The sequence below is a fragment of the Thioalkalivibrio sp. ALJ7 genome, from assembly GCF_000376865.1.
In the GTDB taxonomy this organism is placed as follows: Bacteria; Pseudomonadota; Gammaproteobacteria; order Ectothiorhodospirales; family Ectothiorhodospiraceae; genus Thioalkalivibrio.
Genome location: NZ_AQXQ01000011.1, coordinates 213,592 through 227,731, shown reverse-complemented (window position 1 = coordinate 227,731; position 14,140 = coordinate 213,592). Strand labels below are relative to the sequence as shown.

The following is a 14,140-nucleotide window of genomic DNA, read 5'->3' as shown; positions in this document are numbered from 1 at the left end:
CAGAATGACTGCACGGCAGCCACCGCGCCTTGTTCGCACGCAAAAGCGACTCGAGCGCGAATGCGTACATTTACGAGTGTTTCCCCAGGCTTCAGTCCTTCGGGTCGGGCGGTCCGATGAAGGCAAACTCGGCGACGCCAACGCCGCGAAAGTCCTCTTCCCGAAGCAGCACATAGCCTTCCCCCTGCAACGCCTCGCCTGCCGGGGCTGCTTGATTCCCAACAACCCAGATACTGGATCGTCCCAGCATGGTTTCATCCACACCCGGGCCTGTGTAGATGCGGCTTTCCCCAGCGGCAATCGAACGGCCTTCCGCGGCTAACCCAATCCGTTCAAGCCACGGGTCACCCAGCCGGTCATAAATCCGGCGCCACTGCTCGCTGGTTGGTTCACCCTGAATTCGAGTGATGGAACCCCATCGCGGCCCAATCCAGTACCGCTTCACCGCCCAGGCCGAGACGAAATCCGGTGCCCATACGATGTCACCTGGCGCCAGGTGACTCTGGACAAACTCGACTGCAGCGGGATAACGGTGGGACTTTTCCACCAAACTTGCGTTCCAGACGGCTAGGACGACCAGCAGCATCGTCATCAGCAGCGCGGGCGCGGATGCAGCCCCTCGCAGGCGGGTCATTCTCGCAAGAACATCGCCCAGCCGTGCCAGTGCCACAGCGCCCCCGAGCACCAGGAACGGCGTTAGCGGATACAACGCCCGCAAATGCCAGACCGGTCGCACGAAATAACTCACAGCGAGCAGGAGAAGGATCGGAAACAGAACGTAGGCGACGAACATCCAGCGCAGAGACGACCACCAGGCCCCCAGGATACTTCCCGCCAGGAGGAGCACGCCCAGCACCAACAATGCAGGGTGCTGCATGGCCGCTTGATCCAAGAGCAGGCGTGTCAGTGTGCCGACGACAACCGCCCCGTCCGGGAGCGTCATGTGGCCAACCGACCGGATCATACTGTTGAGCACCGCCGGGAGAACAGCGACCGCTACCAGCCCCTGCACCAGAATCCACCCGCGCATTGTCACCCGATGCGCTGTCGTCTGCCTCCAGAGCAACAACGAAAACACGGCCGCCGCTACAGGGATCAGCACACCGGTCGCATGGGAGTAGGCAGCCGCCACTCCGGCCAGGGCCAGCATCCAGGCGCCGGTACGTGCAGCGGGTCGGGGAGAAAACCAGAGGAGTGCGCCCCAGGACGACATTAGCGCCAGAGCCATCAACATGGGATACATGCGAAGGTCTTGGGCCGTTACGACAGCAGCGGGGACCACCAGCATCAGAAACAATGCGATCCACGCCTCGCGCTCCCCCAGACACTGCCGTGCGACCTGCCAGGCCATCACTGCCGCCGCCAGCCCCCACGCCGCAGAGTTCAGCCGCAGCCACGTATCTCCGGCATCCACCCTGGCCCACAACCACAGCTGCAAGTAATAAAGCGGAGGGTGCAGATCAAAGCGCAGCGGTCCCAGCAACGCTTCATACAGGGTTCCGGATGCAAAGGTCGCTCCGTAGATCTCGTCGTACCAGAACCAACTCTCAACCGGCAACGAAATGCGGAAGGCAAGCCCACCAACGAGCACGCCGAGGACCGTCAGCGCCATCGCCAAACGCGGATGCCGTACGAAAGGGCCTTCCCGTTTCATTCGCAAGCTCCGATGACGGGAATACACCACCCAAATGAAAAGGGGAGCACAAGGCTCCCCTTCCCATTAGGCATTACGGTGCCGCTCAGACCTTGTTACGACGCCGTGCCACCGCCCCCAGGGCCAGCAGGCCAGTGCCGAACAATACCAGCATAGCCGGGTTGGGCACCTGTACTGCTTCGATCCCGAAGCCGAAGTTCACTGTAGTGAACTCGAATTCCGGCGTAGTCAAACCAAAGCATCCGGGACCCTCCCCAGCTGCCGCACAGGTCGCGTCATCCAGGAACCCCAGACCATCCGCCACGACGCTGGTGTTGTACGTGACCCCTTCCAGCGTAAACGTCTGCTGCAAGGCTTCGAAGTTGACGATAAAAATATCGTCACAGTTATTCACGACAGGGAAGCCGCAATTGGCGACGTTGGGCGTCTCCGTAAACGTCGTCGCAAACTGCAGCGAGAGGGGCGGCAAAGATGCACCGCCAGTGACCGGCGGATCCAAGGGCGTCAGGATCAGATTGGTCAGCAACGTCGCGGTATTCAGCGTGGCGAAATTGGCCGAGATCTCACTGTTGAAGTGAGTGATACCTACAGTCGTTACAGAATCCCCCGTATTGATTGCCCCGTTTGCTGGCGAATCAATGATTTGCAGTCCGCTACGGTTCGTGTTCACACTAGGGTCGACGCTGCCGCTCGCACTCCCCCAGCTCAAGCGCTCGGAAGTCACCTCCTGGAAGCCCGTCCCTGACGTGAAGGTCGGCGCGTCCGGGCCCGCGATGATCCACTCCAGCGAAACGGTGTAATCCCAGGTATTTACGAATGCAGCGCTCGCGGGCGCTGCGGCGAAGGTCATGGCGGCTGCAACCGCCAGGCTCACTGCCTTGGTCTTGGTGCGCATATTGGCTCTCCTGCCCAGTCAATTCCGGCTTGTACCGGCTCCACTGCACGGATTGCACAAAACGGGCCATAATTCTAATTATTTGAAATTAAATAGATTTCCAGCCCCCATCCCGTCTTCGAGTTCACAAAATGTAAAATCCCCGGACAACCCACTCACGCCGAACAGCCTTGTGGACTCCGGTATCGGTATCGAGCGGAAAGGCCGTAAGATCATCGCAAAGTATTTCCACTCACGCCGGAGCCATCCAGTGTCGCCAACATCGGATCTTGTGCACCACGGGAGGAGAACGCTGCGTCCACTGGGCGTCGAGCACGCGCTCTACGCATACGGCCGGTTGAAGGGGTGGTACAAGCTTGGCCGTCCACTGCGACACCGGATGCCCACTGAAACAGCAATCGAACGGCTCAGGGAAAAGCAGCTCGTATTCTCGCTAAGTGCCGGGCGCACAGGGTCGGAGTATCTGACTCGCTTGATGGCCTTGATGCCGGACACCGCCAGCTTTCACGAGCCGGAGCCTGCCTTTCAGCGTCAGATGCGGCCGGCGCTCCGCAACCCGGAACTCGCCCGAAAGTTCCTTACCGACTACAAGCTTCCGGCCCGTGCGATGGTGGATAAAGGCACCATCGTCGAAACAAGCCACCTGTTCAGCAAGGGGTTCGTAGAACCGCTTTTGGACCTCGGCCTCGTGCCCTCGGTCGTGAACCTCCATCGCGATGCGCGCGCCGTCGCGCTGAGCTATCTCACCCGCTACACAATTCCGGCACGAACGCGATACGGCTGGACGTTCCTGCTACAGCCGGACGATCCCGGCGTGCTCCCCATCGCCGGCTGGCGGGACCTTTCCGACTATCAGCTCTGTTTCTGGTACGCACTGGAGACCGAAAGGCGGATCGATTTCTACAGCCGCATGCTCCGGGATCGAGGCGCCCTCGTCGTCGACACCTCCGCCCAAGCACTTAATGCTCAGGACGAATTCGTTCGCGTAGGGCGGCTGCTCAAACCGGCTATGGAAGATACCGAATGGGGCCGCATACTCAAGGCGCATACCGAGCTGTCAGGCAAACGGCACAATGCCAACCCCCGCGAAATAGAGGAGCGAATCGATTTTGAACGCGAGGAGAAGGAGGTACGCGAACGCGTTGAGCAGGCAGACGTGAATCAATCGTAAGGAGGCTCTTGGGAGCGCTCTGGTTTTCGCTGGAGCCAAGGCATAGCGTAGTCGGCACTCCCTAGCATGGTCTACGGCAATGCGTGGACTCCCGACCGCAATCCAGATGCTCTGGCCTTTGATCCAACCCGGAAAAAGGCTTTCGATCCTGCTGTACCACCAGGTTTTGCCGGAGCCCGACCCGCTCAAGCCGGATGACCCGGATATCGCCACCTTCGACTGGCAGATGGATCTGCTCGCCCGACACTCCAGCGTGCTGCCACTTCCCGAAGCGCTGGAGCGGCTCGAAGCCGGAACGCTGCCCCCACGGGCCACCGCCATCACCTTTGACGACGGCTATGCCGATAACCGGCTGCATGCGCTTCCGGTGCTGCAGCGCCACGGGCTGCCGGCCACCTTCTTCATAGCAGCGGGCTATCTGAACGGCGGACGGATGTTCAACGACACGCTGATCGAGGCGATCCGGCGAGCGCCAGACGGCGAGCTGGACCTCGCCACTCAAGGGTTCGGAATGCACAACCTGACGGACGCAGACAGCCGGAGAAACGCAGTCCGATCCATTATTCGCGAGATCAAGTGGCTTCCGCGATCCGAGCGGGAAGAGGCGGTGCGCGCCGTCGCCGACCAGATCGGAGCCGATCTACCGGACGACCTGATGATGACCGATGAACAGGTGTGTGAACTGGCAAACGCCGGCATGACCATCGGCGGGCATACGTTGTCGCATCCCATCCTGGCCCAGGAAGACGAAGCCACCGCAGCCCGGGAGATCACCGAAGGCCGGCAACGGCTTCAGACAATCACGGGACAACCCGTAGACCTGTTCGCCTACCCGAACGGCAGGCCCAGCCAGGATTACACGGCCCGCGACGTCGCACTGGTACGCAATGCCGGTTTCAGTGCGGCCGTGTCGACGTCGATGGGCAGCAGCAATGCCCGCTCCGACCGATTCCAGCTCCCCCGCTTTACGCCCTGGTCACGCAATCCGGCCAAATTTCTCGCGCAGTTGGTGCGAAACACCCGCCATCCGGTTACCGTAGCCTGACACCCTCCGAGTGCGATCCCGGTCGCCGGCACGCCCATGCGCGATATCGTCTTCGCTCTCCTGATCTTCGGCTCGCTGCCCTTCATCCTGTGGCGGCCATGGGTCGGTATCGCCATGTGGTACTGGGTAGGGCTGATGAACCCCCATCGCCTCGCCTGGGGGTTCATCCAGACAATGCCGGTCGCCATGGCGGTCGGGATTGCCACCCTGGTGGCGCTCGTACTGAACAAGGACCGGCGCGCGCTCCCGTTCACTCGGGAAAGCGTGTTGATGATCCTCCTGTTCGGGCACATCACCGCGATCTCTTTGTTCTTCGCCTGGCAGCCTGAGGTCGCCCTTCAGCGCTGGGACACCGTGATGAAGATCATGTTGTTCACGCTGATCGCGCCCATGCTGGTCTTTGGCAAAGTCCGAACCATGGCCGTACTGGCGGTGATCACGCTTTCCATCGCCTATTTCGGTTTCAAGGGTGGGCCTTACACGCTCGCGAGCGGGTTTGGTGGCATGGTGCTGGGACCACCGGGATCATTTGTCCGTGGCAATACGGATATCGGTCTGGCACTCGTCATGACCCTCCCGCTGGTGCTGGTCCTCGCGCGCCAGGTGTACCAGGGGCGCTTCGAGCTGCCCTTTCACTTCCCGCTTTACGAACGCTTCCACAAGCTGATCGGGCTGGGGCTGTACCTGGGTTTCTGGTTCCACCTGATCTCGATCATCGGCACCCATTCTCGGGGCGCGTGGGTCGCCCTGGCCATCACCTTCCCGCTCATCTTCCTGAAGATGCGTTACAAGGGAACCATGATCGCGACCGGCCTCCTGGCGATCGTTGTGGTCGGCGTTACGGTCCCCGACAAGATCGAGCACCAGATCGACACCCTCGTCAACTACGAAGAAGATGCGTCCGCGGGCGGGCGCTTCGATGCGTGGAACGTCTCGTGGAATGTGGCGGTGGATTACCCTCTCACCGGCTCCGGCATGAGCATCCAGCGTCTGCCCCCCGAGATCTGGCTCAGCTACCTGGATCGCGAGAACCCGGTCGTTAGTGGGCCAATCGCCGTACATAGCATCTACTTCCAGATGCTCGGCGAGCACGGTTTCATTGGGCTCGCGCTGTTCCTGATGCTGCTCGGTTTCAGCCTGCTGACCCTTTTCCGCCTGAGCCGTGAAGGGCGTCAGCGGGACGAAACCCTTTGGATTGCCGAGTGGGCATGGGCACTCGCCATCGGCCTGATCGGCTACATGGTCGCCGGCGCCTTCCTGAGCCTGGCCTATTTCGATCTCTACCTGGCCTTTATCGCCATGGCGATCGTGCTGCGCCGCGAACTTCTGGAAGCGGTTCCAATCGCCGCCCCTGTGCAGCAAGCCCGCGCGCCGCAGACAGTGGAGCCGAAAGCGGAAACCCCGAAGTCTTCCGGCACCCCGTCCGAGACAGGCGGGACGATCATGGACCCTGGCCGGTTACGCTAAGGAGCTTCTGGACGTGCCAAGCAAGCCTCCTCCTCCTTTCTGGCCGGCCCTGGCGGACAGCCCCCTTGTTTCGGTGATCGTACCGGCGTGCAACTGCGCAGACTTCCTGGAGGAGACCTTGCAGAGCATCGTCGATCAGGACTATCCCCGTCTGGAGATTCTCGTCATCGACGATGGCTCCATCGACGATACGGCCGCAGTGGCGCACGGTTTTCAGGGTCCGGTGCAACTACTGCAAACCGCGCAGCGCTCAAGCGGCGCAGGAGCCAGCCGCAACGTGGGCCTGCGGGCGGCACGCGGGGACCTGATAGCCTTTCTGGATGGGGACGATGTCTGGCTGCCCGGCAAGCTGCAGGCCCAGATCGAGTGCCTGCGGGCATATCCCGAGTGCGCCATGGTGGCCAGCGAGTTCACGCTCTGGAGCCCGGACGAGAACGGCATGTGGCGCGCCCCGGGCGCCTTCGCCCGCGAAACCGGAGAGGAAGACCCGCAGGCATTGGACCCGGAGCGCTCCGGCTGGATCTACCACCGCCTGCTGCTGGACACCATCGTCTGGACTGGAGCCGTGGTGATGCGCCGCGAACTAGTGGACACGATCGGCGAATTCCGCGAGGACCTGCGCCTGGCCCAGGATTACGACTACTGGCTGCGCGCCTCGCGGCTGACACCCATCCTCACTCTCGCGCGCTCCTTCGCGCTGTACCGACGCCACCCGCAAAGCGCCACCAAGCGCTGGGCCTCCACGAATTACGCGCTGAGCGTGCTCGACTCCGCCGTACGCCAGTGGGGGGTTTCCGGTCCAGACGGTCAAAAAATCACCCCGGCGGAACTACGTCGGCGCCGCTTTGGGCTGCACTTTTCCATGGGTTACCAACTCTTCTGGAATGGCGCCAGGGCAGCCGCTGCCCCCTCCTTCTGGGCTGCGTGGCGACACCGTCCCACCTACTGGCGCACGACACCTTACGCGCTTCTGACCGGAGCACTCTGGCTAGTTTCGCGGCTTCGTCCCGAAGCATCCGGAAAACCCCGATGATTCGTCAGGACTCCAACGACCGGCTTGCCTCGGCCAGAGGCGTCTTGGCGCCGCCATGGTCGATCGCATCCGATATGGACTGTGCCGCCTTCGACCAGGAGCGCTGAGCCAGAAACGTCTCGTAGTTCTCGCTAGGCGTTCTAAGCGCTGTTTGAACCGCTTCGCCCAGGTTCGAAAAGTCCCAAGCAACGGTTGCCCCGATCTTCTCCTGCCGCACGATAGCCCCGACCCCCCCGCTGTCAAAGGCTAACACCGGGATCCTAGCTCTGGCCGCGTTGAGCAACGTAAAAGCGAATGACCAATCCCCCATGGCGCGCCAGATCAGATCCACATCGTCGGTCCATTCCGACTCATCGAGGTCGATGTAGCGTTTCACCAAAAGCACAGATGGGGTCTTTTCACACCAATCGATGAAGGAGCGGTAATTCTTTCCTCTGGACCACTCGCCCTTCCTGAGAAACCGAGTGACTACTGCTATACGCGGGCTCCAGCCCAGCTGCCGCAAACGCTCCTCCAGCACCGGTAACAGGTCAAAATGCAGGTACTTGGGGCCGGATACGCCAGCGCACAGGATGTTCAGCTGATGCTTGCAGGCTGGATCGCGGCCAAAGAAGTTTCGAACTTGTTCCTCGAGCTCAGGCTTATTGAAACGGCGGCGCTTCGGCAAAAGCCCCATTGACATGGGAAAAACTTTGTGCCGGTGGCGTCCGAAAACCGCCGGCGCTGCAGCCATCAATGCCGGATCGGTGATCGCAATCGCCTCGGCCTGGCGGGCGTATAGCCATCGACGCAATGAACTGATCAAGGGCCAGTAGCTCTCCGTCTCTCGGTCCAGATTGTGACAAAGCCAATAGACGCGTATACCCCGGACGCGGGCAACAAGGAGTGTCAGAACATCGCCAAAGGGCTTGCCGATGGAGACGAACCAAGAGGGATTGTCATTGAGATACCGAATCACGATCACGTCTCCCCGAGAAACACCCCGCCTCGCGAGCAGATGTTTCCAGGCCGTAAACGGATAGGTGCCCCAAGCCTCGGCATCTCGACCATACTGGCGAAGTGCTTCGACGAACTGCCGCGCCTTGGGATCGTCGCCAACAAATACGATTCGCGTCATAGGGCCGTCCCATTTCGCATTATGGGCGGCAAGCGGTCACTCATTGCGCAACGCCGCCTTCCGGGTGGCAGCCCTGGACGAAATCATCGAACAATGCCTGTTCGACTCGCACACTCTGATCGCACCAAACTGGATCGGCGTCGGCGCTTTCCTGCCACCAGAAGCCGGGACATCGATTCACGGCCCAAGTGGCATACGTCAGGGTCAGTTCAAGAATCAGTGGTTTCCCATTTTTTTTGATGAAGTCAAAAGCCACCGTTTGGGCCTGAAGTCGCCGGCTGATGTCGAAAGCCATCCTCACAAGCTCCGCATCAATCCTGGCAGGGTCCCAATCGACCTGTCCACTACCGCTTGCCCGGAAATCATCAGGGCGATTGAGGCGCCTGAAACCGAACGCCCGATTGCCAACGACGGCAATCCGCGTGTCAAAATCGTTATTCGGAACAAACTCCTGGGCCAAAAAGTATCCCCGGTGCAGCTCGCGTTCATCAGAGGGGGCATCAACGTTACGCCCGCGAAGGGCGCCAATCGCCCGCCTTCCACGGCGAAGAGCTTCGTTGATCCCTCCCGAAGGGGGCAGGTCCACCCAGTACAACCCTTCGCCGAACAACCGATCCACCAGGCGCTCGGCCTGCTGCAGGTTTTCCACGAGCCGGACAGCCCCGGAGCGAATCCCCGATGCAAGCTTGAGGACGAACGGATAGTTGGCGCGCCGGACGAAGTCGAGCGCCCGGTCGCGGTCGTGAAAAAGCCAGGTGAGGGGATGAGGCAGATCCATCGCCTCGAACATTTGGGCCTGCAGCGCCTTGTCCTCCAGATGCCAGCGCGTATTCCACGAAGGGAATACCGGAAGGTTCAGACCAAACTCCACTGCATGCAGCAACGCTGCCGCGCGGGAACGCTCCTTCAATGACGGCATACATCGCCACATGAACGCATCGCATTCACGAATCCGCTCCAGCACATCAGGGCCCCAAACGTCCACCCGGACAGTTTCGACACCCTTTTGGTCGGCATAACGCTCCCATTGCTCGGAATACGACTGCCGCTCGCCACTTGGGTGCATCACGGCATCCGGCTGTATAGCAATTTTCACGTAATCCTCCGTTGATAGCCGGCAGAAATGCTCTAGGATCTAGCCTATACAAAACACGAAGAAAGTGCGGGCTTCGCGTTTCCTCGCTATACGCATCGCGTCAGCACCTACCCGTTCACCCAGTGAGAATCCAGAAAAGCCCATGAGCGCCACCAACAGCGACGAGCCAATTGACATTTTCTGGACCGGCGGCTGGGACTCGACCTTCCGCGTGATGGAACTGCTGCACCTCACGGACCGGCCTATCCAGCCGCACTACGTAATTGACCCGCGTCGACGCTCGTCTGGTATGGAAATCCTGACCATGAAGCGGATCAGCCGGGCTCTGATCGAAGAGGGCTTCGCAGAAGCGGGGCGAATACAGCCCCTTATGACGCATCAACGCGAGGCCATCCCGCATGACGAGACCATTGACGACGCTTTCCAGGAGATCATGCGAAGCCACAGGGTCGGTAACCAGTATCGCTGGCTAGCGATGCTCGTGAAGGCCGAAGGCCTTGATGGAATCGAAATCGGAATCGTCCAGGGGGATCGTATCGCCGCTGTCCTGGAAGACCACCTCATTGAATCGAACATCGACGGCTGCCCCACCATGACAGTGGAACGCGACGCAGGGGATGTCTCGGTCCTCTTCGCACACTACTCGCTTCCGCTAGCACGACGCGGTCCGCTGGAACTCCGAAAACAAGCGAAGGAACTGGGCTGGAAGGGCCCTCTCGCCAAGACCTGCTTCTGCCATACGCCCCTCTCGGGGATGCATCCGTGCGGGACCTGCCGACCGTGCGTTTTGATGCTCGAACGCAAGGGTGAAGCCAAACGAGTGGGATGGCGCGGCAAGCTGCGCTATTGGTTGATTGAACGCCCCATCCGCCTGCTACCCAGGGCCGTTAGCTGGCGGATTCGGCAATCTCAGGAGGCTCGGGCCGCGGCGAGAAGCCAGAAAGAAGCCTGAACCTACTCCGCCACCTCACCGAACGTACACCCCCGGCGTCCGCTTACCGACTCAAGCCGAGGAACCCGAGGATCCAATGTCGATTGCGCGGTCGAAGGGGTAGATCGATCAGGTCACCCATCGCGGCGAGGGGTTTGCCCCGCCGCGTCTTGTAGTAGGCCATCAGCGCGTGGTAGCGCGCCTCGCGCCAGCTCCGGTGGCGCCAGGCGCGCCGAATGGCACGATCATTTTTCAACAAATCGCAACGGCGGCGAAACTCCACTAGAGCCTCCTCTCGGCGCTCCGGGCTGGGTGGCTCCGGACGATGGTCCTCGGCAATCCAGACCGGCTCCATGTTCCAGCCGCGCACCCGTGGCCCCTCCGCTCCGTGGTCGACATCCACCGACAAGATCCATCCGTAGCGCGCTTCGGGATAGCCACTTTGATAGGAATTCCCGTGCACGTTGAACACAAAATTCCCCAACGAATACGCGATCAATCCGCCACCGTATTCCTCGACGCCCTGCACCACATGCGGATGATGCTGGATGACCAGGTGGGCGCCATGGTCGATCAACTGCCGGCTCAGTCGTACGCGATAAGGGGCGGGTGCTTCGCTGAACTCCAGATCCGCATGCAGCTGGACCACGACAAGGTCAGCGCTCTTCGAAGCTTGCCGGGTACGGGCCAGAAGATCATCAAATGGCTCCATGGGGGCCACACCGGGACCATCGCTCGCTGCATAGTCATGGGAGTTATCACCAGCCGACAGGAAAGCGATGACCTTCCCCTGGCGCTCGACCAATGTGGGAGCAACCGCTTCATGGAAGGAACGTCCTGCCCCCATCCAAGGCAAGCGGTGACGATCCAGAGTCTGAATCGTTTCCTCCAGACCATAAGGACCACCGTCCATGATGTGGTTGTTGGCCAGATTAACGACATCAAATCCGGCATCCACCAGGGTGCTGCACATGGCTGGATCAGCCCGAAGGACCTTGGCGTGTTTCCAGTGCCCCTGCTCATTTGTCAGGTCATGGGTGAAAAAGCATTCCAGATTACCGCTTAGCACATCCGGATCACCCAAGAGGGGTTGCACTCGATCGAACGGGCTCGAAGGCAAAGCCCCCGGAGTTGCCGTCCGATCCGAAATCAGGCGAACGTCGCCAACAAAACTCAGCTTCAATGCGATACCTCGCTATTCCAAGTAACGCTCAGCAGACGGAGGGCCGCGCGCATCAGGCAATCGTGGTGGCCAGCTGCATTACAGTAAGCGGATCATACAGTGCGGGCTTAGCGACTCGACAGCAGGGGCGTTATTAGGCCTCACCCCCGGAGGAGCAGCGGTGCAGGAACCCACGGCCACAAGGGCCATATCGGTGGCGCATGCCGAAGCGGAGCGCCAACCACGCCGTGTCGTGTTCTGGACCGGCGGCTGGGACTCCACCTTCCGTGTCCTCGACCTGGTGCTGCACCACGGGGAGTCGATCGCGCCCGTTTACGTGCGCGACGAGACTCGACAGTCCCTTGAGCAGGAAACCCAGGTAATGGATCGGCTCCGCCAGCTAATCAATCAACGCGCGAGCCATGGGCATCTGGGCGAGTTGCAAGTGCTAAGCGCCCAAACCACGGAACCCGACCCCGAACTTCGGCAGAAATACGCCGAACTGGTGCGCACGCGAGGCATTGGCGAACAGTACATCTGGCTGGCCGAACTGGTCCGCCAGCACGACCTGCAGGGTATCGAGGTCTGCGTGCAATACAACGAGGACTTTTTCTTCCTGGACCCGGACCTGACGCAAGGCCGGCGCGAGTACCGGCTAAAGCCGGTGCACCCAGCGCTGGATGAAGCCACCCCGGAAAGCCTGTTTAACCTGTTCAGCTTTCCAACCCTGCATATTGGCAAGGCCGAAATGCGCGAATACGCAAAAAAGCATGGGTTCCTGGACCTTCTCGAGCAGACCTGGTTCTGCCATATGCCCACGCGCTCCGGCCAACCCTGCGGATTCTGCGTGCCATGCCGGATGGTCGTTTCCAAGGGTGTCGGCGATCGCTTACCGTGGCGAGCCCGGTTCAACGGCGGCGTTGTCAGCGCCCTGGAGCATTTGCCACGAGGCTACCGCTTCAAGCGCTGGTGCAAACGCAAACTGCGCGGCTACTAAGCGAATAGGGGAGACGAAGGGCGTTGAAGGATCTCGGCAACAAGGTGGCCAGTGGCGCCGCCTGGATGATGGGGCTGCGCACCTTTCAGCGTTTCATGGGGCTGATCAGCACCGTCATTCTGGCGCGCATCCTGGTGCCGGAAGATTTCGGCCTGGTGGCCATGGCCTTTGCGCTCTATGCCCTGGTCGAAATGATTGGTGCGTTCGGGCTGGACCTTGCACTAATCCGGGACCAGAAGGCCGAACGCCGCCACTACGATACCGCCTGGACCATCAAGCTCATCTACCAGTCCCTAGGGGCTTTGGCACTGATCCTGGCTGCGCCCCATGCAGCCGCCTTCTTCGACGATGGGCGGGTGGAAGCGATCGTCTATGCCTTCGCCGCGATCTCGTTCCTGCACGGCTTCGAAAACATCGGCATTGTGGCCTTCCGCAAGGAGCTGACCTTCCGCAAGGAGTTCCTGTTCGGCTTTGGCAAGAAGGCCTCGGCCGTCGTGGTCACGATTGCCATGGCCTTCTACTTGCAAAGTTACTGGGCCCTGGTCCTCGGCTCCCTGACATCGGCGATTGTCGGCCTGTCACTCAGCTACGGCATGCACCCGTTCCGCCCCCGGCTGAGTCTCTCCGGGTGGCGTGACCTGATTGGCTTCTCTGCCTGGATCACCTTCAACAACGCGGCCATGTACGGGCAAGGCCGGGGCCCGGACTGGATCGTCGGCCGCCTGGAGGGCGCCGCCGGTCTGGGGGCCTATCGCGTCGCAAGCGACATCGCAAAACTGCCCAGTTCCGAACTCTATGCCCCCATCATGCGCGCCGTGTTCCCGGGCTTTGCCAAGGTCTCTCACGATCTGCCGCGGCTACGCCGCGGATACCTGCTGGCGCAGGGCATGGTCACCCTGCTCACCGTACCCGCCGCCCTCGGCATGGTCGGTGTTGCGGCACCTTTGATTTGGCTGCTTCTGGGCGAAAACTGGCTTGTCACCATCCCGCTGGTCCAGGTGCTCGCCATCCTGGGCGCCACGCGCATCCTGCACGGCAACCGCTTCTCGCTGTTCATGGCACTCAACAAGCCCTACTGGGTCGGGATCTTTGTCCTGGCCGATGTCTTGATCACCCTGCCCCTGATGGGCTATCTGCTGTGGGCGGGCTACGGGCTGGAGGTGGCAGTTTGGTCAAAAGTAATCGCCTCGACCCTGCTCCTGCCTTTCGGTGTCATGTTGGTCTCGCACTTCCTACAAATGCAGGGCAAGGACTTCTTCGCAGTCGTGTGGCGCCCGGTCGCCGCGTCGATTGCGATGCTAGGGGTCCTGCTGGCGACAGAGAGGGCCCTGCCCGAACTGACCAGCAGCGCGACGGGAGCCCTTCAGCTCGTCGTATTGATCCCGTTAGGGATCGCGACCTACGCACTAGTTCTGCTGGCGCTCTGGTTCTTGTCCGGGCGACCACTCGGCGCGGAAACCCGGGGACTGGAAATGGCCGTCGAGCGCAAGATCATCAAACGCCATTGGGCAATGAAGCTGACGGGTAACCATCAGCTGTTCGGCCCGGATACCGCCTCATCTTCACGATGAG

General features: G+C 61.0%; 12 protein-coding genes. 7 read left to right on the top strand and 5 right to left on the bottom strand.

Annotated features, from left to right (window positions below):
* Positions 1–91: 91 nt before the first annotated feature.
* Together D002_RS0107390 and D002_RS0107385 are read right to left on the bottom strand one after the other, a co-directional pair.
* On the bottom strand, positions 92–1,612 hold the full coding sequence (locus D002_RS0107390; RefSeq protein WP_018141276.1) for a glycosyltransferase family 39 protein: 1,521 nt from the start codon (positions 1,610–1,612) through the stop codon (positions 92–94).
* A gap of 127 nt (positions 1,613–1,739) precedes the next feature.
* On the bottom strand, positions 1,740–2,549 hold the full coding sequence (locus D002_RS0107385) for a THxN family PEP-CTERM protein (protein ID WP_018141275.1): 810 nt from the start codon (positions 2,547–2,549) through the stop codon (positions 1,740–1,742).
* 379 nt (positions 2,550–2,928) lie between these two features.
* Here D002_RS0107385 and D002_RS13110 point away from each other — a divergent pair, with 379 nt between their 5' ends.
* From D002_RS13110 to D002_RS0107365, 4 genes are all read left to right on the top strand, one after another.
* Positions 2,929–3,720, top strand: coding sequence for a hypothetical protein (locus tag D002_RS13110; protein WP_155996156.1), 792 nt, complete (start codon positions 2,929–2,931; stop codon positions 3,718–3,720).
* Between the two features lie 79 nt (positions 3,721–3,799).
* Positions 3,800–4,765, top strand: coding sequence for a polysaccharide deacetylase family protein (locus D002_RS0107375; protein ID WP_038055407.1), 966 nt, complete (start codon positions 3,800–3,802; stop codon positions 4,763–4,765).
* A gap of 36 nt (positions 4,766–4,801) precedes the next feature.
* Positions 4,802–6,232, top strand: a complete 1,431-nt coding sequence (locus tag D002_RS0107370) for a putative O-glycosylation ligase, exosortase A system-associated (RefSeq protein ID WP_018141272.1) — start codon at positions 4,802–4,804, stop codon at positions 6,230–6,232.
* Positions 6,233–6,245: 13 nt separating this feature from the next.
* Entirely contained in the window at positions 6,246–7,265 is a 1,020-nt protein-coding gene (locus D002_RS0107365) for a glycosyltransferase (protein ID WP_018141271.1), read from the top strand.
* 4 nt (positions 7,266–7,269) lie between these two features.
* Here D002_RS0107365 and D002_RS0107360 read toward each other — a convergent pair whose 3' ends face one another.
* Both D002_RS0107360 and D002_RS0107355 read right to left on the bottom strand, forming a co-directional pair.
* On the bottom strand, positions 7,270–8,382 hold the full coding sequence (locus D002_RS0107360; protein ID WP_018141270.1) for a glycosyltransferase: 1,113 nt from the start codon (positions 8,380–8,382) through the stop codon (positions 7,270–7,272).
* Positions 8,383–8,422: 40 nt separating this feature from the next.
* The gene (locus tag D002_RS0107355; RefSeq protein WP_155996153.1) at positions 8,423–9,478 is read right to left on the bottom strand and encodes a RimK family alpha-L-glutamate ligase; all 1,056 of its coding nucleotides are present in this window, start codon (positions 9,476–9,478) and stop codon (positions 8,423–8,425) included.
* A 142-nt stretch (positions 9,479–9,620) separates the two neighbouring features.
* On the opposite strand from D002_RS0107355, the gene D002_RS0107350 reads away from it, so the two are divergent.
* Positions 9,621–10,430, top strand: coding sequence for a hypothetical protein (locus tag D002_RS0107350; RefSeq protein ID WP_018141268.1), 810 nt, complete (start codon positions 9,621–9,623; stop codon positions 10,428–10,430).
* A gap of 43 nt (positions 10,431–10,473) precedes the next feature.
* Here D002_RS0107350 and D002_RS0107345 read toward each other — a convergent pair whose 3' ends face one another.
* Complete coding sequence (locus tag D002_RS0107345) at positions 10,474–11,592, bottom strand: CapA family protein (RefSeq protein ID WP_255349319.1); 1,119 nt, start codon at positions 11,590–11,592, stop codon at positions 10,474–10,476.
* A 160-nt stretch (positions 11,593–11,752) separates the two neighbouring features.
* Between D002_RS0107345 and D002_RS0107340 the strand changes: the two genes are divergently transcribed.
* Positions 11,753–12,568, top strand: coding sequence for a hypothetical protein (locus D002_RS0107340; protein ID WP_231362924.1), 816 nt, complete (start codon positions 11,753–11,755; stop codon positions 12,566–12,568).
* 23 nt (positions 12,569–12,591) lie between these two features.
* Positions 12,592–14,139, top strand: a complete 1,548-nt coding sequence (locus tag D002_RS0107335; protein WP_018141266.1) for a lipopolysaccharide biosynthesis protein — start codon at positions 12,592–12,594, stop codon at positions 14,137–14,139.
* Position 14,140: the final 1 nt, after the last annotated feature.

What these genes read in the sequence shown, in the direction of transcription:
- D002_RS0107360 (WP_018141270.1), bottom strand. Translation starts at nt 8,382, where the DNA reads ATGACGCGAATCGTATTTGTTGGCGACGATCCCAAGGCGCGGCAGTTC.
- D002_RS0107385 (WP_018141275.1), bottom strand. Translation starts at nt 2,549, where the DNA reads ATGCGCACCAAGACCAAGGCAGTGAGCCTGGCGGTTGCAGCCGCCATG.
- D002_RS0107390 (WP_018141276.1), bottom strand. Translation starts at nt 1,612, where the DNA reads ATGGCGCTGACGGTCCTCGGCGTGCTCGTTGGTGGGCTTGCCTTCCGC.
- D002_RS0107370 (WP_018141272.1), top strand. Translation starts at nt 4,802, where the DNA reads ATGCGCGATATCGTCTTCGCTCTCCTGATCTTCGGCTCGCTGCCCTTC.
- D002_RS0107375 (WP_038055407.1), top strand. Translation starts at nt 3,800, where the DNA reads ATGCGTGGACTCCCGACCGCAATCCAGATGCTCTGGCCTTTGATCCAA.
- D002_RS13110 (WP_155996156.1), top strand. Translation starts at nt 2,929, where the DNA reads ATGCCCACTGAAACAGCAATCGAACGGCTCAGGGAAAAGCAGCTCGTA.
- D002_RS0107350 (WP_018141268.1), top strand. Translation starts at nt 9,621, where the DNA reads ATGAGCGCCACCAACAGCGACGAGCCAATTGACATTTTCTGGACCGGC.